Annotated in this window: 17 protein-coding genes; 14 read left to right on the top strand and 3 right to left on the bottom strand. The window is 66.8% G+C overall.

Annotated elements, in window-relative coordinates; genetic code table 11:
- The first annotated feature begins 12 nt into the window (after positions 1-12).
- From mshA to ACWDTF_RS06250, 4 genes are all read left to right on the top strand, one after another.
- Positions 13-1,362: a D-inositol-3-phosphate glycosyltransferase gene (gene mshA, locus ACWDTF_RS06265; RefSeq protein ID WP_240859504.1), complete on the top strand. Its 1,350-nt coding sequence runs from the start codon at positions 13-15 to the stop codon at positions 1,360-1,362.
- 4 nt (positions 1,363-1,366) lie between these two features.
- Positions 1,367-1,957: a type III secretion system chaperone family protein gene (locus tag ACWDTF_RS06260; RefSeq protein WP_240859506.1), complete on the top strand. Its 591-nt coding sequence runs from the start codon at positions 1,367-1,369 to the stop codon at positions 1,955-1,957.
- 118 nt (positions 1,958-2,075) lie between these two features.
- On the top strand, positions 2,076-3,683 hold the full coding sequence (locus tag ACWDTF_RS06255) for a 4-coumarate--CoA ligase family protein (protein WP_240859508.1): 1,608 nt from the start codon (positions 2,076-2,078) through the stop codon (positions 3,681-3,683).
- Between the two features lie 339 nt (positions 3,684-4,022).
- Positions 4,023-4,535, top strand: a complete 513-nt coding sequence (locus ACWDTF_RS06250) for a hypothetical protein (RefSeq protein WP_355273508.1) — start codon at positions 4,023-4,025, stop codon at positions 4,533-4,535.
- 6 nt (positions 4,536-4,541) lie between these two features.
- On the opposite strand, the gene ACWDTF_RS06245 is transcribed toward ACWDTF_RS06250, so the two are convergent.
- The gene (locus tag ACWDTF_RS06245) at positions 4,542-5,963 is read right to left on the bottom strand and encodes an APC family permease (RefSeq protein WP_449754124.1); all 1,422 of its coding nucleotides are present in this window, start codon (positions 5,961-5,963) and stop codon (positions 4,542-4,544) included.
- A gap of 71 nt (positions 5,964-6,034) precedes the next feature.
- On the opposite strand from ACWDTF_RS06245, the gene ACWDTF_RS06240 reads away from it, so the two are divergent.
- From ACWDTF_RS06240 to ACWDTF_RS06220, 5 genes are all read left to right on the top strand, one after another.
- Positions 6,035-6,679, top strand: a complete 645-nt coding sequence (locus ACWDTF_RS06240; protein ID WP_240859511.1) for a DUF1361 domain-containing protein — start codon at positions 6,035-6,037, stop codon at positions 6,677-6,679.
- A 68-nt stretch (positions 6,680-6,747) separates the two neighbouring features.
- Positions 6,748-7,497 (top strand): phosphoglyceromutase, encoded by a 750-nt coding sequence (locus ACWDTF_RS06235; RefSeq protein WP_240859512.1) that lies wholly within the window; start codon positions 6,748-6,750, stop codon positions 7,495-7,497.
- A gap of 85 nt (positions 7,498-7,582) precedes the next feature.
- Positions 7,583-7,912: a GNAT family N-acetyltransferase gene (locus ACWDTF_RS06230; protein WP_240859513.1), complete on the top strand. Its 330-nt coding sequence runs from the start codon at positions 7,583-7,585 to the stop codon at positions 7,910-7,912.
- Between the two features lie 107 nt (positions 7,913-8,019).
- The gene (locus ACWDTF_RS06225; protein ID WP_449754123.1) at positions 8,020-9,456 is read left to right on the top strand and encodes a sensor histidine kinase; all 1,437 of its coding nucleotides are present in this window, start codon (positions 8,020-8,022) and stop codon (positions 9,454-9,456) included.
- Positions 9,457-10,143, top strand: a complete 687-nt coding sequence (locus ACWDTF_RS06220) for a response regulator transcription factor (RefSeq protein ID WP_240859515.1) — start codon at positions 9,457-9,459, stop codon at positions 10,141-10,143.
- A gap of 35 nt (positions 10,144-10,178) precedes the next feature.
- On the opposite strand, the gene ACWDTF_RS06215 is transcribed toward ACWDTF_RS06220, so the two are convergent.
- Entirely contained in the window at positions 10,179-11,258 is a 1,080-nt protein-coding gene (locus tag ACWDTF_RS06215; RefSeq protein WP_355273519.1) for a hypothetical protein, read from the bottom strand.
- Complete coding sequence (locus ACWDTF_RS06210; protein ID WP_355273556.1) at positions 11,255-12,094, bottom strand: hypothetical protein; 840 nt, start codon at positions 12,092-12,094, stop codon at positions 11,255-11,257. Before ACWDTF_RS06210 ends, ACWDTF_RS06215 begins: the two co-directional genes overlap by 4 nt.
- Positions 12,095-12,248: 154 nt before the next feature.
- Here ACWDTF_RS06210 and ACWDTF_RS06205 point away from each other — a divergent pair, with 154 nt between their 5' ends.
- From ACWDTF_RS06205 to proC, 5 genes are all read left to right on the top strand, one after another.
- Positions 12,249-13,205 (top strand): Ppx/GppA phosphatase family protein, encoded by a 957-nt coding sequence (locus ACWDTF_RS06205; protein WP_355273522.1) that lies wholly within the window; start codon positions 12,249-12,251, stop codon positions 13,203-13,205.
- 62 nt (positions 13,206-13,267) lie between these two features.
- Positions 13,268-15,046, top strand: a complete 1,779-nt coding sequence (locus tag ACWDTF_RS06200) for a GtrA domain-containing protein (protein ID WP_355273524.1) — start codon at positions 13,268-13,270, stop codon at positions 15,044-15,046.
- Positions 15,047-15,134: 88 nt separating this feature from the next.
- Positions 15,135-16,022: a sugar phosphate isomerase/epimerase family protein gene (locus ACWDTF_RS06195; protein WP_355273527.1), complete on the top strand. Its 888-nt coding sequence runs from the start codon at positions 15,135-15,137 to the stop codon at positions 16,020-16,022.
- 63 nt (positions 16,023-16,085) lie between these two features.
- Complete coding sequence (locus ACWDTF_RS06190) at positions 16,086-16,940, top strand: thioesterase family protein (RefSeq protein WP_355273529.1); 855 nt, start codon at positions 16,086-16,088, stop codon at positions 16,938-16,940.
- Between the two features lie 32 nt (positions 16,941-16,972).
- Positions 16,973-17,821, top strand: a complete 849-nt coding sequence (proC, locus tag ACWDTF_RS06185; RefSeq protein ID WP_355273531.1) for a pyrroline-5-carboxylate reductase — start codon at positions 16,973-16,975, stop codon at positions 17,819-17,821.

Below are 17,821 nucleotides of genomic sequence, written 5' to 3'. Positions count from 1 at the left end.
TATGGTGGAGGGATGACCTCCAGTCCGTTCCCGCGGCGTGTCGCGCTGATCTCGGTGCACACGTCACCGCTGGCGCAACCGGGCACCGGAGATGCCGGCGGGATGAACGTCTACGTCTGGCAGACGGCTCAGCGCCTCGCCCGACGCGGGGTCGAGGTGGAGATCTTCACGCGCGCCACGTCGTCGAGCGACGCGCCGTCGGTCGCGGCGGCTCCCGGGGTGACGGTCCGAAACGTCGTGGCCGGCCCGTTCGAGGGTCTCGACAAACGTGATCTGCCGGCCCAGCTCTGCGCCTTCACCGCCGGCGTCCTGCGTGCCGAGGCCGCGCAGGAGCCCGGCTACTACGATCTGATCCACTCGCACTACTGGCTGTCGGGGCAGGTGGGCTGGTTGGCCCGCGACCGGTGGGGTGTCCCGCTGGTGCACACCGCGCACACGCTGGCGGCGGTCAAGAATGCCTTCCTGGCCGCCGGTGACACCGCCGAGCCGCAGTTGCGGGTGATCGGCGAACAACAGGTGGTCGACGAGGCCGACCGTCTGGTGGCCAACACCGAAACCGAAGCGAGCGAACTGGTTTCGATGTACCGGGCCGACGCCGACCGGATCGACGTGGTGACGCCGGGTGCCGATCTGGACTGCTATATCCCGGGTGACAAACGTGCGGCGCGGTCCGCGCTGGGTCTCGACCACGACGAGGCGATCGTGACGTTCGTCGGCCGGATCCAACCGCTCAAGGCGCCCGACCTGCTGATCGAGGCGGCCGCCCCGCTGATCCGCGGGGCACGCGAGTCGGGCCGACGGTTGCGCGTCCTCATCGTCGGCGGACCGTCGGGCTCGGGACTCGACCGCCCCGGCGCGCTGATCGACCTGGCCGACGCCGTCGGTATCTCCGACGCCGTCACGTTCTTGCCGCCGCAGCGTTCGGCTGCGCTCGCCGATGTGTATAGGGCGTCGGATCTTGTTGCAGTGCCCAGCTATTCGGAGAGCTTCGGTCTGGTGGCCATCGAGGCCCAGGCGTGTGGCACGCCGGTGATCGCTGCCGACGTCGGGGGTCTGTCGGTGGCGGTGTCGGGCGGGGTCACCGGTGTGCTCGTCGACGGACATGCGGTCGGGGACTGGACGAATGCGCTGGAAAAGGCTCTGGCGCAACCGGATCAGCTTGCCGAGATGGGTCGTAGCGCACGTCTGCACGCCGAACAGTTCTCCTGGGATCACACCGTCGACCAGTTGCTGTCGAGCTACTCGGGTGCGATGCAGTCGTTCGCGGCGCGGTCGCCGGCCGCAGCGGCGCCGGTGTCGCGGCAGCGCAGGCCGTGGCGGCGTCGTCGGACCAGGTTGGCACCCACAATCGGACGGAGTTGAATCGGTGTCCCACACGGACGTGGTGGAACTGCTTGAACGAACCCTCGCGGAACGCGATATCCCGTTCAGCCGCAAGAGTTCCGGCGGTTCGGAGTCCGAGCACGTCGTCCTCGAACTCCCCGGTGAACGCAAGCTCAAGACGACCGTTCTGCTGACCGCGAGTCGCCACGGTGTGCGCGTCGAGGCGTTTGTGTGTCGTCGGCCGGACGAGGATCACGAGGCCGTCTACCGGTACCTGCTCAAACGCAACCGCCGGCTCTACGGCGTCGCGTACACCATCGACAACACCGGCGACATCTACCTCGTCGGCCGCATCTCGACCGACGCCCTGGATTCTGATGAGATCGACCGCGTGCTCGGTCAGGTGCTCGAGGCCGCCGACGGCGACTTCAACACCCTGCTCGAGATCGGTTTTCACACGTCGATCCGTCGGGAATGGGCGTGGCGGGTGTCGCGCGGGGAATCGTTGCGCAATCTGCTCGCGTTCGAGCACCTCATCGACAAGGACTCCTTGCCCGAACCCGGTGAGCCCCTTCCCGATCGCTATGTACCCGGTGTGACCGGGCCGGACGAGCCGGGTGCTTCTGCCGACTGAGGCCCCTTCTGCCCACTTCGCGCCTGTGGTAAACCCGACGATACGGACAGAGGTCCACGTCACATAGTGTCAATGACTGTTGATACGATTGCGCGCGAAACCCACCACTGGAGGTGCCATGAGCTTCACGAGTCCCTTTCCCGACGTCGAGATCCCCGAGGTCAGCGTCTACGACTTCCTGTTCGGCTCCATCGACGACGCGGACATGGACCGCGTCGCGCTCGTCGACCCGAAGTCGGGTGACGAGACCACCTACGCGCGGCTGATCGGCCAGATCCACGCGGCCGCGGGTGCGCTTGCGGCGCGGGGGATCGGCGTCGGCGACGTGGTGGGCATCCTCTCGCCCAACATCCCCGCCTTCGCGACCGTGTTCCACGGCATCCTGCGTGCCGGCGGAACCGCGACGACCATCAACGCGCTCTTCACCGCGCCCGAGATCGCCAAGCAGCTCACCGACTCCAAGGCGAAGATGCTGGTCACCGTCTCGCCGATGTTCGAGCAGGCCGCGGCCGCGGCCAAAGAGGTCGGTATCTCCGACGAGAACCTCATCGTGCTCGACGGTGAGGGGCAGAAGGCGACCGGTCACCCGAACGCCGTCGATCTGCTCGCGCCCAATCTGCCGGCACCCGAGGTGAGCTTCGACCCGGCGACGCATGTGGCCGCGCTGCCGTACAGCTCCGGCACCACGGGTAACCCCAAGGGCGTGGCGTTGAGTCACCGGAATCTGGTTGCCAACGTCGCACAGATCACGCCGCTGCAGGGCGCGAGTCCCGACGACGTCGTCATCGCAGTGCTCCCGTTCTTCCACATCTACGGGATGACCGTGCTGCTGAATGCGGCCCTGCACAACAGGTCTCGTCTGGTGATCATGCCGCGGTTCGACCTCGTCGAGTTCCTGGAGAACATGCAGAACCACAAGGTCACCCACGCTTACATCGCGCCGCCGGTCGCGGTGGCACTCGCCAAGCACCCGATCATCGACAACTACGACCTGAGCTCGCTCAAGACGATGCTGTCGGGCGCTGCGCCGCTCGACGACGAACTCGGGCAGGCCGTCGCCAAGCGACTGAACGTGCACATGCTGCAGGGTTACGGCATGAGTGAACTCTCGCCGGTGAGTCACATGATCCCCGACGACACCAAAGGCATGCTGGGACAGGATGATCCGCCGCTGTCGTCGACCGGCTGGGCAGCGCCCAACACCGAGAACAAGATCGTCGACCCGGCCACCGGCGAGGAGATCGAACTCCCGGCGGAGGGGTTATCGGAGCCGGGCGAGCTGTGGGTGAAGGGGCCCAACGTGATGCTTGGTTACCTCAACAACCCGCAGGCCACCGCAGACACCATCGACGCCGACGGGTACCTGCACACCGGCGACCTCGCGCGCGTCGACCCCACCGGCTGCATCTACATCGTCGACCGGCTCAAGGAACTCATCAAGTACAAGGGCTATCAGGTTCCGCCCGCCGAACTCGAGGCGCTGCTGCTGACACACCCGAAGATCGCCGACACCGCGGTCATCGGCGTCATCGAAGAGGAGAGCGGCGAGGAGATCCCGAAGGCGTTCGTCGTCAAGCAGGCCGACGCCGACCTCAGTGAGGACGAGGTCATCGAGTTCGTCGCCGCCAAGGTCGCGCCGCACAAGAAGGTACGTGCGGTCGAGTTCATCGAGGCGATCCCGAAGTCGGCGTCGGGCAAGATCTTGCGAAAGGACTTGCGCCGGTAGCTGGTTCTGGATGCGGCAAGGGTGTCCTCCCGCCGGCTGAGGTGCGAGCCTGCGAGCCTCGAAGCCCCTGGTGAGACGACATTTTCGTCTCACCAGCGCCCTTCGAGGCTCGCTTCGCTCGCACCTCAGGGAGCGGTGGGAGTCGCTTCGCTCGCACCTCAGGGAGCGGTGGGAGTCGCTTCGCTCGCACCTCAGGGAGCGGTGGGAGTCGCTTCGCTCGCACCTCAGGGGGCGGTGGGAGGCTCTCGGCCTGAGCGACTCAAGTTGGCTCCAAGTCCACCTCAAGGACGCTGGGCGATGGTGAACACCGACCGATCCACGCCAGACAGGAGCCCGAGAATGGGAATGTTCGACCGCTTCACCGGAACCAAACGGCCGTCGGCCGATACGCCGCCGCGCAGTGCTACGGAAGTACGCGCTGCGATCCTCGGGATCAACCGCGACACCGCGCCGTTCGTGATCCGCGACGGCGCTGCCGATGGGGTCGATCTCGTCGCCGAGTGGCGCATCGTCGACGCCCGCTGGTACGAGATCTTCGCGAAAGCGGGACTGTCCAAGGCTTTCCAGATCCTCATGCGGCTCGACGAGAACGAACACGAAGTGCGTGCCGTCGACAAGGAATGGGAGGTCGCGTGGCGGGCCGGAGTGCCCGAATTGAGCCTTGCCGCATCGGGATTCCGCGGGCAGAAGACGTCGATCGAGTTCGGGACGGCCTACGCGTTCACCGAGCATCTCGAATACGGGCAGGTGTACAACTATCGCTTCGCGACCAAGGAACTCAAAGAGCCCATCCAACAGGCTGTTCTCGCGAGCGGCTGGACCTATCGCGGAGTCGCCTTCGGCAAGCTCTGAGACGTCTCAGTTCACGTCCTCGAGATGTCCCTCGGGCACGTGGTGACGTTTGTGGTGCCAGTAGGTGAGTGCCCACAGGATGACGCCGAGGAGCAGTAGCCAGCCCGCGATCACGTACTGCTCGGGGTCACGTCCGGTGATCGGCAGGGTGAGGTAGCCGCAGGTGATCGCACCCAACACCGCGACAACGGTATTGGTGCGGAAGTGTGGGTGGTCGACGTGATCGCGACGCAGTACCAGCACCGAGATGTTGACGACGGTGAACACCGCGAGCAGCAGCAGTGCCGTCGTGCCGCCGAGGAGTCCGACGACCGAACTGTCGGGGTCGGCGCTGACATACACGAGCAGGCAGAGCGCGATGACCGTCGTGAAGACGATGGCCGCGAACGGAGTTCGACGCCCCGGGTGCACGTACGCGAGAAACGCCGGCAACACACCCTGTTTGGCCATGCCGTACAGCAGGCGACTGGCCATCATCATGTTGATGAGCGCGGTGTTGGCGACGGCGAACATCGAGATCCACGGCAGCAGATCGGTGATCGGGAAGTCGGGGGCGGCCGCCTGCACGACGTCGACGAGCGGCGTCTCGCTCTCGGCGAGGACACCGACCGGGACGATCGCCACCGCGCAGATCGAGATCAGCACGTAGACAGTCGCGGTGAGCCCGAGGCCGGTGAGCATGACCTTGGGGAAGATCTTGGTGGGTTCCTTGCACTCCTCGGCCATGTTGACCGAGTCCTCGAACCCGACGAGTGCGAAGAACGCCAACGAGGTCGCCGCGGTCACCGCGATGAAGACGTTCTTGTCGCCCTGGGCCTCGAAGGCCACCACCGCATCCCAGTGCTCGGCATTGCCGCCGACGATGAACCAGTAGCCGATGAAGATCACCATCAGCAGACCCGACAACTCGACAAGGGTCAGAACGACATTGGTGCCGACGCCCTCGGCGACGCCGCGGAAGTTGATGAACATGACCAGCAGCAGGAAACCGATCGCGAAGAACAGCAGCGCGGGATTGGTCGCGTCGGGCTTGTCGCCACCACTGAATGCGGTCAGCATGTTCACCGCGAATGCACGCGACGCCGTGGTCGCCGAGGTGATTCCCGAACACATCACCGTGAACAGCACGATGAAGGTGATGAAGTGGATGCCGAAAGCCTTGTGTACGTACAGCGCCGCGCCGGCCGCCTGCGGGTACTTGGTGACGAGTTCCAGGTAGGAGAACGCGGTCAGCGTCGCGACCGCGAACGCGATGAGGAACGGCAGCCATGCCGCGCCGCCGACCTCGCCGGCCACCTGCCCGGTCAGGGCGTACACGCCGGTGCCGAGGATGTCGCCGACGATGAACAGCAGCAACAGCTTCCATCCGAGAACGCGCTTCAGTTCGGGTTGATCGGTGCGCGTCGCACCGGATTCAGTGCTGGTCATTCTCCGACGCTAGTCCCGACCTGTCTGGTTTGCCGGGTTTGTGGCCGGATTGAGTCCGGCAGAATGGTCAGATGACCAACATGCACCGCGTGGTGCTTGCTGCCTCCTTGCTCGCGACAACGGCGCTCACGATCCTGCTCGGCGTCACCGATCCCGCGACACCGCTCTACTATCCGACGCGGTTCCTGATCTGGAATCTCTTCCTCGCCTGGATTCCGGTGGTGTTCGCCGCCGGATTCGCGGTTGTGCGGCAACGATTCTGGCTCATCCCACTGGGGATCGGGTGGCTCGCCTTCCTCCCCAATGCGCCCTACCTCGTCACCGACCTCGTGCACCTCGGCGAGGGCTACGAACTGTGGCGGCATGTGCTGCAGTACGGGTTCGCGGCCTGGACCGGCATCATCCTGGGCGTCGTGTCGATGCTGTTGGTGCACCGTCGCATCGACCGCGAGTTCGGTCGGGTCGCGGGCTGGGCGACGGTCGTCGTGGCCGCCGGTCTCTGTGCGATCGGCATCGTCATCGGACGGTTCCAGCGCTGGAACTCCTGGGACCTCGTCACCCGGCCCGACGCCGTCGCCGCGACCACCCTGCAGTGGGTGCGATCGCCGCTGGCCCACGTGGAGTCGACGGGGGTCGCGCTGGCCGTCGGCGGGTTCTTCGCGCTGGCCTATCTGACCATCTGGGCACTCGCCGCCGCCGCGCCGGTTCGGCGCTAGGGCGTGTCTCCGTAGAACATTCCCCGCTCGCCGGGAGCGTCGTACCGGCATGTGCCAGACTTGCTGCCATGAGCAACGGCACCCTGATCCTGATGCGTCATGGCGAGAGCGAATGGAATGCGTCCAACCAGTTCACCGGGTGGGTGGACGTGGCGCTCACCGAGAAGGGGCAGGCCGAAGCCGTGCGCGCCGGCGAGCTCCTCGTCGAACATGATCTGCTGCCCGACATCCTTTACACCTCGCTGCTGCGTCGGGCCATCCAGACCGCGCAGATCGCGCTCGACAAGGCCGACCGCCATTGGATTCCGGTGAAGCGCGACTGGCGCCTCAACGAGCGTCATTACGGCGCGCTGCAGGGACTCAACAAGGCCGACACCCTCGAGAAGTACGGCAACGAGCAGTTCATGCTGTGGCGTCGCAGCTACGACACCCCGCCGCCGCCCATCGAACCCGACGCCGAATACAGCCAGTCGAGCGATCCGCGCTACGCCGACCTCGACGAGGTGCCGCTGACCGAGTGCCTCAAGGACGTCGTCGCGCGGATGATCCCGTACTTCACCGAGTCCATCGCCACCGACATCCAGGCCGGCAAGACCGTCCTGGTCGCCGCTCACGGCAACTCGCTGCGCGCCTTGGTCAAGTACCTCGACGACATCTCCGACGCCGACATCGCGGGCCTCAACATCCCCACCGGCAATCCGCTGCGCTACGACCTCGACGAGAACCTGAAGCCGCTCAATCCGGGTGGCACGTACCTCGATCCGGAAGCCGCGGCCGCCGGTGCCGCCGCAGTGGCCGCGCAGGGGCAGAAGAAGTAGTCACGCGCTGTTACGGGACGCGTGTGGCGTCCCGTAACACAATCGTCATGGTGCGCTAGGTGTGACGCGCGCTACATTGGATTCCATGGCGGATCTGGGGACCCTGCGAATTGTTCACTCTCCTGCTCAGGAGCGGTACGAGGCCGTACTGACTGCGGATCCGTCCGATCCGATGGCAGGTGATGCGGTCGTCGGCTACGTCGACTACGTCTCCGAGCCGTATCAGGTGGTCCTGACGCACACGGTGATCCGCGAGCAATACAGCGGTCACGGCTACGCGGCCGAGCTGGTGCAGACGGTCCTCGAAGACATCCGGGCCAGTGGCAAGCAGGTCGTGCCGGTCTGCTCGTACGTGCAGCGTTTCATCGAACGACATCCGGAATATGCCGACATGGCGGTATCCGTCCCACAGTGACCCTCTGACAGCTGTTGCGCCGCGCTACCGGCGAACTCCAGATGAACAGCTGCCGAACTTGCCCGGAGGATGTGCGCTCGACGTTTGTCGGGCCGTAAGCTGCGCTTGTGTTCGTTGCATTCGTTGCCGCAGCGGTCGCGATCGTGATCGTGGTCGGCATCGTGGTGGGTCGCGCCCTGGTCCTGCGGAGCGCATCGCGCGATGGCGCCGACCCTGCGCACATCGGTGGCCAGACGCCGCGGCAGGGTGGTGCGCTCGCGGTTCCGCCGGCAGGTGCGGTGCACTCCGACACATCCACTCACGACCGCGCGAGCGCGCCGCGCGCCGTTCCGGAATCCGCCGAGCTGCGGGTCAACGACGTGCCCGCGACCACCCGCGACGGACGCATGACCAAAGCGGGACTGCTCAGTCTCATCGTGCGCAACTCCGAGACCGCGGTCGCGGTGGTCGACGAATTCCGCGACGTGGTGCTCTACAACCACCAGGCCGTCGAACTCGGTCTGGTGCGCGAACGGCTGCTCGCCGACCCGGTGTGGGATGCCGCCAAGGAAGTGCTCGACACCGAGGTCGAATGCCGCTTCGATTTCAGTCCGCCCGCGTCGTCACTGGGCTTCGTCTCCACCGGGCGGTCACGCAAGCCGACGGTCGAATCGGTGCGCTGCCTCGCGCGGCTCGTCGCCGACGACAACGAGCGCTATGCCGTGGTCTACGGCCAGGACGACACCGAGCACATGCGGGTCGAGGCGACGCGGCGTGACTTCGTCGCCAACGTCTCCCATGAACTCAAGACGCCGGTCGGGGCCATCGGATTGCTCGCCGAGGCGATGCTGGAATCGGCCGACGACGCGGAGTCGGTCGAGCACTTCGGCCGACGCGTGGTCGCCGAGACCGCACGCATGGGCAACCTGGTGTCCGAACTCATCGCGTTGTCGCGGTTGCAGGGCGGCGAGACGTCCGAGTTCACCTCCGTCGACGTCGACGCCCTGATCGCCGACGCCATCGACGCCGGCACGATCGCCGCCGAAGCCGCGGCCATCGAACTGCGCACCGACGACCCGATCCACGTCACGATCCGCGGTGACCGTCCGCTGCTGCTGACCGCGCTCAACAACCTCATCGCCAACGCGATCTCGTACTCGGCCGCCGACACCACCGTGTCGATCAGCCGGCGCGTCACCCGCATCGACGGCCGTCCGATGGTGGCCATCGCGGTCACCGACCGCGGCATCGGCATCGCGCCCGACGATCAGCAGCGCGTGTTCGAGCGATTCTTCCGCGTCGATCAGGCGCGGTCGCGGATGACCGGCGGCACCGGCCTCGGACTGGCGATCGTCAAACATGTCGCCGCCAACCACGACGGCGTCATCGATGTGTGGAGCAAGCCCGGCACCGGCTCTACCTTCACCCTGTGCATCCCCGAGGATCTCTCCGACTCGGCCTGGATCGCCGAAGTTCATGACGCTGAGATCCATGACGCCGAGATCCACGATGCTGCAACAACTTCCCCGGATTTCGAGAACCAACCGAAGAAGGAAATCGATTAGGTGACCCACGTTCTGATAGTCGAGGACGAGGAATCGCTGGCGGATCCGCTGGCCTTCCTGCTGCGCAAAGAGGGTTTCGAGGCGAGTGTCATCAACGACGGCGCACAAGCGCTGGCGACATTCGACCGCGTCAGCCCCGACATCGTCCTGCTCGACCTGATGCTGCCCGGCATGTCCGGCACCGAGGTCTGTAAGGCGTTGCGCTCTAAGTCAAGCGTGCCGGTCATCATGGTGACCGCGCGCGACAGCGAGATCGACAAGGTGGTCGGGCTCGAACTCGGCGCCGACGACTATGTGACCAAACCGTATTCGGCCCGCGAACTCATCGCCCGCATCCGCGCGGTGCTGCGTCGGGGCGGAGACTTCGCCGACGAGGACCTCGACATCGGGATACTCGAGGCCGGGCCGGTCCGGATGGACGTCGAACGGCATATCGTCGCGGTGAACGGCGAGCAGATCACGTTGCCGCTCAAGGAGTTCGATCTCCTCGAGTACCTCCTGCGCAACGCGGGACGGGTGCTCACGCGAGGGCAGCTCATCGATCGGGTGTGGGGTGCCGACTACGTCGGCGACACCAAGACGCTCGACGTCCACGTCAAGCGTCTGCGCTCGAAGATCGAACCGGATCCCGCAAATCCCAAGCACCTCATCACGGTTCGCGGACTGGGTTACAAGCTCGAAGCCTGAGCCCTTCGAGGCTCTCGGCTAGCGCCTCGAGCACCTCAGGCAGCGGTGGAGGGCTCAGGAGGTGGGGAGTCGGCGGGCACCCAATCGCCCTGACCGTCACCCTCGTCATGCCAACGGGTGTCTGCACGGATGCGTAGTCCGTCACGGTTGAACCAGAATGTGTCGTCGGGTGCGAAGCCGGCCATCACCGAAGACCCGGCCTGCACCGGTACCGCACGCCCGGCCGTGGCCAAGTATCCGTCGACGGTGAGGTGTAGCGCGTCGTACTCCACCGCGACCCGACGGTAATCCGGAACGAACCAGCGTGAGTCGACGCCGGTCACCCGAAACCAATCGTGTCGGTAGGACGCGGTCAGCTCGAGTGGGTACTCGTCGACCAGCGCCGCCCAGTCCTCGGGTGACGAGATCTCGTAAACCCTTTGTGGCGTGGTGATCTCGATGTTCCACAGTCGTGCCTCGGGCCAGCCGCCACGGTCTTCGATGTAGTGGAGTCCGGCGCAGCCAAGGCCCGGCAGCGCACGTGAGGTGATCCATCTCGGATGGGGCGACGACCACCACCGGCCGCTCATATTCGAGTGGAGGTCAGAATGGTGCTTGTCGGCCGCCCGGCGCCCTTCGGTGGCGATCTCGTCGTTGCGCCAGCGCTCCCACACGTCGATCGACAACTCGACGTCTGCCGGCTCCGGGTTGTACTTGGATTCGACGTGTCTGTTATGCCACTGCACGTACATCTGGTGACCCGACTGCAGCCCGGTGGACCACCAGTCGGTGGCCGGATTGTCCAGTGCGGCAGACAGAATCGGCAGGAATGGCTCGGGTCCGAGTGCAGCGCACAGCTGGTCGATCTCGTCGGGCGGTTGCCAGTACATGGCCGCGTCGACGGACGCACGCAGTGCCTCATGGACGTGCATGGGGTCAAGTTCACGGATCGCGTCGAGGCTCACCGAGCCGAGTTCGGTTGCGCGGTCGGCCAATCGGTGACCGTACTCGGGTGTGAAGTGCCACATCCAGAGCGATTGGCGACCGGTGGGATCGGCTGCCAGCGACGCCCAGTCGTACGCGAGCCGCCGTCCCCGCGGGCCCTGCGCCAGCAGTGCCTCGCGCCCGCTGGTCACGTGGCCTGATCGCCTTCGATCAACTCGTACTTGATGTCGGTCTCCCGGCGAGTGGTCGCGGCTGCGGTGGCCGGGTGAACGGCGATGAGCCCCAACCCGTTACGGCGTCGGCATGCGGCGGCCAGCGCGTCGTAGGCGGGTTTGCCGATCAGCTCTGTGAGTTCGGGGCCGTAGGACTGCCAGACCTGCGTCGCTCCGATGTGGGCGTCGGGCGAGCCGGAGCAGTACCACTGCAGATCGTGGCCGCCCTCGCCCCAGCCACGACGATCGAATTCGGTGATGGTGGTCTTGAGAACCTGGGTGCCGTCGGGCCGCTCGACCCAGTCCTGTTCGCGTCGTACCGGCAACTGCCAGCAGACGTCGGGTTTCACGGTCAGCGGCTCGAGCCCCTTGCGCAGCGCCATCGAATGCAGCGCGCAGCCCGCCCCACCCTCGAAGCCGGGCCGGTTGAGGAAGATGCAGGCGCCCTTGTGTCGTCGGGTCTTGAGCGCCGGCTCGTCGTCGAGGTCGCCCTCCTCGAGGTAGCCGCGGTTGCCCAGCGGGTCCTTGCCCGACCCCTTCTTGTAGAACTGCCAATCCTTCTCGGTGAGCATCGAGACGCCGTGCGCGAGGCGTTTGCGGTCGTCCTTGTCGGACAGGTACGCGCCATGACTGCAGCAGCCGTCGGTCTCGCGGCCCTCGATGATGCCCTGACAGGCAGGCGTGCCGAAGACGCACGTCCAATACGACAGCAGCCACGTGAGGTCCGCGTTGATGACGTGTTCGGAGTTCGCCGGATCGGTGAATTCGTACCATTCGCGCGGAAAGTCGAGGTCGACCTCGGGCGCGGGCTTCATGCGCCGCTGCGTCGGAGCGGGCGTGGTGACAGACACCTTTCCACGGTAACCGCCGAAGCGGTCAACGCGCCCGACGGGAAGCCGGGTTGGGCGCGAGTCGGCCGATATCGCAACCGCCTGCCGATGCGGATTGCGCAAGCACTATTTTGTAATCGTGCGACTTGGTGTTCTCGACGTGGGCAGCAACACTGTTCACCTGCTCGTGGTCGATGCTCATCGCGGCGGCCATCCGACCCCGATGAGTTCGACCAAGGCGGTGCTGCGCCTGGCCGAACAGATCGATTCCGACGGGCGGCTGTCCGATCGCGCCGCGAACAAACTCGTCGAATCGGTGGACGAATTCACCCACATCGCGACGAGCTCCGGATGTCAGCAGATCATGGCGTTCGCGACGTCGGCCGTCCGTGACGCCACCAACTGCGACGACGTGCTCGCCGAGGTCGCCGCCAAGACCGACGTCCGTGTGCAGGTGCTGTCCGGCCGCGACGAAGCGCGACTCACCTCGCTGGCCGTCCGACGCTGGTACGGCTGGAGCGCCGGGCGGGTGCTGGCCCTCGACATCGGCGGCGGGTCGCTGGAGATGTCCAACGGCGTCGACGAGGAGCCCGACGTGGCGCTGTCGCTGCCCCTCGGCGCCGGCCGACTCACCCGCGAGTGGCTGCCCGACGACCCGCCGGACCGTCGTCGGATCGGGGTCCTGCGCGATTGGCTCGACGCCGAACTGCGCGTCCCCGCCAAACAACTCCTCGGGCCCGGACAGCCCGACCTCGCCGTCGCCACATCCAAGACCTTCCGCAGCCTGGCCCGGCTGACCGGCGCCGCGCCGTCGAGCGCGGGGCCGCGTGTGAAGCGTCAGCTCACCGCCAACGGGCTGCGGCAGCTCATCGCCTTCATCTCACGCATGACCCGCGACGACCGGGCCGAGCTGGAAGGCGTGAGCGCTGATCGTGCTGGTCAGCTGGTTGCCGGCGCTCTCGTGGCGGAGGCGGCCATGCGCGCTCTGCAAGTCGATACACTGGAAATCTGTCCGTGGGCGCTGCGGGAGGGAGTCATCCTGCGCCGACTCGACACCGAACCGGCCGACACCGCCGAAGCCGCGGACGCCGGGTGAACATCTCGGCCCGGGACACGTGAACAACGACCGGGTCATCACAGGGAGGACGGAGAGCCAGCATGGCGAACGAAGCGGGGGCCAACGAAGCGGGACCCGATCCCCGGCCCATCTCGGTAGCCGAACTGCTGGCCCGCTCGCAGGGAACCGACGGTGGCGAGACGACCAGCCGTCGGTCGCGGGACCGCGGACGGCGCCGAGTCGGCCGCGAGGGCACCGTGTCGGTGTCCGAACTCACGGGTGAAATTCCGAAGATCACCGACGCCACGCCTGCCCCGGCCCCGCGCACCGCGCGGACCGCCCCGCAGACCCAGCCGACGCAGACCCAGCAGACACCGGCCCAGCAGCCTGCCGCCCAGCAGACACCGTCTCAGCCGACCCCACCGGCACCGGCACCGACACCGTCGGCCCAGTTCACGCCTCCGCAGACTCCGTCCGGTCGGACGGCCCCTCGGACCGGTCCGTTCCCGACGCCCGATGCCGGCGGCACCGCACCGGTCAGTGGGCCGTTCCCGAGGTCGGCCAATCCGGTCGCACGCCGCGGAGCGCCGGATCGTCCCGTGGCCGATCAGGGTTGGGCGCCGAACACTAGCCCGGCCGGCGGGCGGTCGGCCAGCGGCATGCCCGGCTATCGCGGCACCACGCCGCTCTCGACCCGCGACTTCAGCTCCGACGCGGTTGCCCGGAGACTCGCCGAATCCTCGGCCACCACGGACGCCACCGCATCGAATCAGCCGGCATCGAATCAGAATGACGACGCGGTCGACGAGGTCTCGGCGAATGCGGTGACCGGCATCATCCCGGTCGTCGGCGATGAGGACTCCGATCTCACAGTGGTCGACTCCGACGACGTCGTAGCCTACGACCTGTCGACCACCTCGGGATCGGCCGACGCCGATGCTCGGGTGCGTGACGACAGCAAGTTCGGCGAGGTGATGGACGACTTCGAGGCGTACCGCTCGTTCGCCGACGTCGAGGACGAACCTGTCGAGCCGAAACGCAAGCGCGGCTGGTTCGGGCGGAAGCGGAAATCGGACAAGACACCCGATGTCACCGATGGCCGGTCGTCGAGGCGTGCAGCTGCCGGGGCCGCAGGGGTCGCCGCGGCTGCCGCGGGCGCGACCGCCGCCGTGCCCGCGCTCCACGACCGGGAAGACGTCAACACCGAACCCGACAGCGCTACACCCGACACCGACATCGATTCGCCCGCCGCTATCGACACCGCCACGACCGACAGCCCGGCGAGCTTTGTCGACACCGCACCCGTTCCGGAGGAACGCGAGGTCGAACCGGCACCCGAGCCGACCGTCGAACAGCCCCCGACGACCGACACGGGCGCGTGGGCGCAGCCCGCGGTCGACCTGTCGAAGAGCGACGCCGAACCGAGCGACGAATTCGACAAGGGCGAGTTCGACGGGGATGAGTTCGACAGGGACGAGTTCGAGGAGGTCACGCCGGATCGCGCGCCCTATGTCGCGCCTGAGGCCGTCGACACCGCCGCCGAACCGATCGCGGAGACCGAAACGCTCGACGACGATCTGGACCGCGACGAAACCGACCTGGATGAGGACACCGAACCGTCGCCGATGAAGGCATGGCTGATGGTGATCGCCCAGGTCGTCGCCGGCCTGGCGATCGGCGTCGGCCTGTTCTGGGGATTCACCGAGCTCTGGAAGTGGAGCGTGATCTTCGCGCTCGTCCTCGCGGTGCTGGTGATCTTCGGGATCGTGACCTTCGCGCATCTGCTCCGACGCAACCGGGACCTCCCGACGACGCTGCTCGCGCTCGGTGTGGGGCTTCTGGTGACGATCGGCCCGCTGGTGCTCCTGGCGAGTCGCTGATGTATTCGATGTCGCTGATGTATTCGATGTCGCTGATGAAATCGAGGTTGCTGACGGGCCGGGCGTGGACGGCAAATGCGAGCCGGGCGTGATCGAACGGTTGCCTCGGCCGGAGATCCCGATCGGCTTGTCGACGGCGTCGGTCTATCCGCAGAACACCGAAGCGGCCTTCGCCTACGCCTCCGAACTCGGCTACGACGGTGTCGAGCTGATGGTGTGGGGTGAGGCGGTCAGCCAGGACGTCAAACACGTCGAATACCTGTCCGAGCGCTATCAGATGCCGGTCCTGTCGATCCATGCGCCGTGTCTGCTCATCTCGCAGCGCGTGTGGGGACGCGACCCCCTGATAAAGCTGGCGCGTTCGGTGCGTGCAGCCGAGGATCTCGGCGCGCCGACGGTGGTCGTGCATCCGCCGTTCCGCTGGCAGCGGGCCTACACCGCTGCTTTCGACGACACCGTCGCCGAGCTCGAGGCCGACTCCGGGGTGGCCGTCGCGGTGGAGAACATGTTCCCCATGCGCGCCGACCGGCTGTTCGGCGCGGGCGATCGTTCGGTGAACCGCATGACCCGACGCGGCGGCACACCGGGGGTGTCGATGTCGGCCTTCGGCAAGTCGATCGATCCCACCGACGACGGCTACGCGAACTACACCCTCGACTTGTCGCACACGGCGACCGCCGGTGCCGATGCGCTGGCAATGTTCGAGCGGATGGGGTCTGCGCTCAATCACCTGCATCTCGCCGACGGCCTGGGCGCGGCCACCGATGAACACCTGATCCCCGGCGACGGTTCGCAACCGTGCGCCGAGATCTGCCGGCGTCTGGCCGCGAGTGACTTCACCGGTGCGGTGATCCTCGAGGTGCACACCGGATCAGCGCGGACCAAACCCGAACGCAGCGCCCTGCTGGCACGTTCGCTAGATTTTGCGCGGCGACATCTCAAACGCGAGCTGCACACGGGTCGGGCCACATCCTGAACCGCGCGGCCACGTCGATCGCCGATTGAGTAGTGGGGGACAGACGTGGAGACAAGAGAGAACATGACCGACAAGTTGGCAACAGTGCTGACGCTGGACGAGATCAAGCGCGCCGAGCCCGACCGCATCACCTATCGCGCGGTCATCGACCCGGTGTTCACCATCGGACCCAAGGTGCACGGTGGCAGCCTCCAGATGGTGGTCGCCCATGCTGCCCGGGAGGCGCTCACCGCGCTGACCGCGCCTGACGATCCGAAGGCGGAGGCTGCGGCGGAACAGATCCCGGTCGCCATCTCCAGCGACTTCCTGAACGCGCCGGACGCCGCCGAGATCGACCTCGAGGTGACGCTGCGCAAACGCGGCAAGACGGTGACCGTGATCTCGGTGGATGCAGTCCAAACCGACCGCGTCATGGTGTCGTCGTCGATCACCATGGCCCGACCCGACACCGGGCGCTCGCACCACACCGGTGCGTCGGTGCTCGACGGCGTCCCGGTCGAACCCCCGCCGAGTGCACTGGCGCTCGACGGCTCGCCGCTGGCAAGCGTCAATCACCTTGGACCCGTCCTCGACCTGCGCATCGATCCCGCGACGATGCCCTTCGTCGACGGCAAGCAGGGAGAACCGCTGGTGCGTGGCTGGATACAGCCCAAGGGCGTCGCGCCCGACACCGATTTCGCTGTGCTGGTCTGCGACATCTCGATTCCGGTCGTCGCGAATCTCGGCCTGCATGGCTGGGCGCCGACGGTGCAGCTCACCACCTATGTCCGTCGTCATCCGGCGCCGGGCTGGCTGCGGTTTGCCGCGACCACGGTGGAGGTGGGACCCGGGATGTTCGAGGAGGATCACCTCGTGGTGGACTCGACTGGAACGGTCGTCGCGCAGTCGAGGCAGCTCGCGCTCCTCCCGCGGCGCTGAAAACCCGTACCTACAGGAAGGCGGCAATCCCAGTGACCGAACGCATCGCCATCGTCGGCGGCGGAAAGATCGGGGAGGCACTGCTCGCCGGTCTCATCGCATCGGGCACACCGACCAAGAACCTGGTCGTGGCCGAGAAGGCGCCCGACCGCGCCGCCGAGATCGCCGAGGAGTACGGCGTACTGGTGACCGACGTGCGTGCGGCCGCCGAGAGCGCCCAGTACGTGTTCCTCGCCATCAAGCCCGACGACGTCGACGACGCACTGCGCGCACTCGCCGGCGCCGAGGACTCCGGTGAGAATGAGCGCGTGACCGTGACGTTGGTCGCCGGTCTGCCGCTGATCCGCTACGAGAACGCGCTGCAGGCCGGTTCGCCGGTCATCCGCGTCATGCCCAACACCCCCATGCTGGTCAACGAGGCGATGTCGGCGGTGTCGGCCGGACGCTACGTCAGCACCGAGCAGCTGTCGGCAGTGGTCGGGCTACTCGAGACCGTCGGCAAGGTGACGGTGGTCCCGGAGAAGCAGATGGACGCGGTGACGGCGGTCTCGGGGTCGGGGCCCGCCTACGTCTTCCTGCTCGCCGAGGCCATGATCGACGCCGGGGTGGCGCTGGGCCTCACCCGCTCGCAGGCGTCGGAGATGGCCGTGCAGACCATCCGCGGTGCCGGGATCCTGCTCAGCGACGCCGGGGTGTCGCCGGTGGACCTGCGGGCCGCGGTGACCTCGCCGGGCGGAACCACCGCCGAGGCGATCCGGGAATTCGAGGCCGGTGGCCTCCGGCACACCGTCTATCAGGCCACTCGGGCCGCTGCGGCGGCCAGCGCGCGGGGTGCACGTCGAGTCGATGTCGAGGGTTCTGGGGCGTCGAACAGCGCCTGA

Source organism: Gordonia sp. NPDC003422 (genome assembly GCF_053588675.1).
Note: the sequence above shows the minus strand (reverse complement) of the source record. Positions and strands in the feature narration are given on the sequence as shown.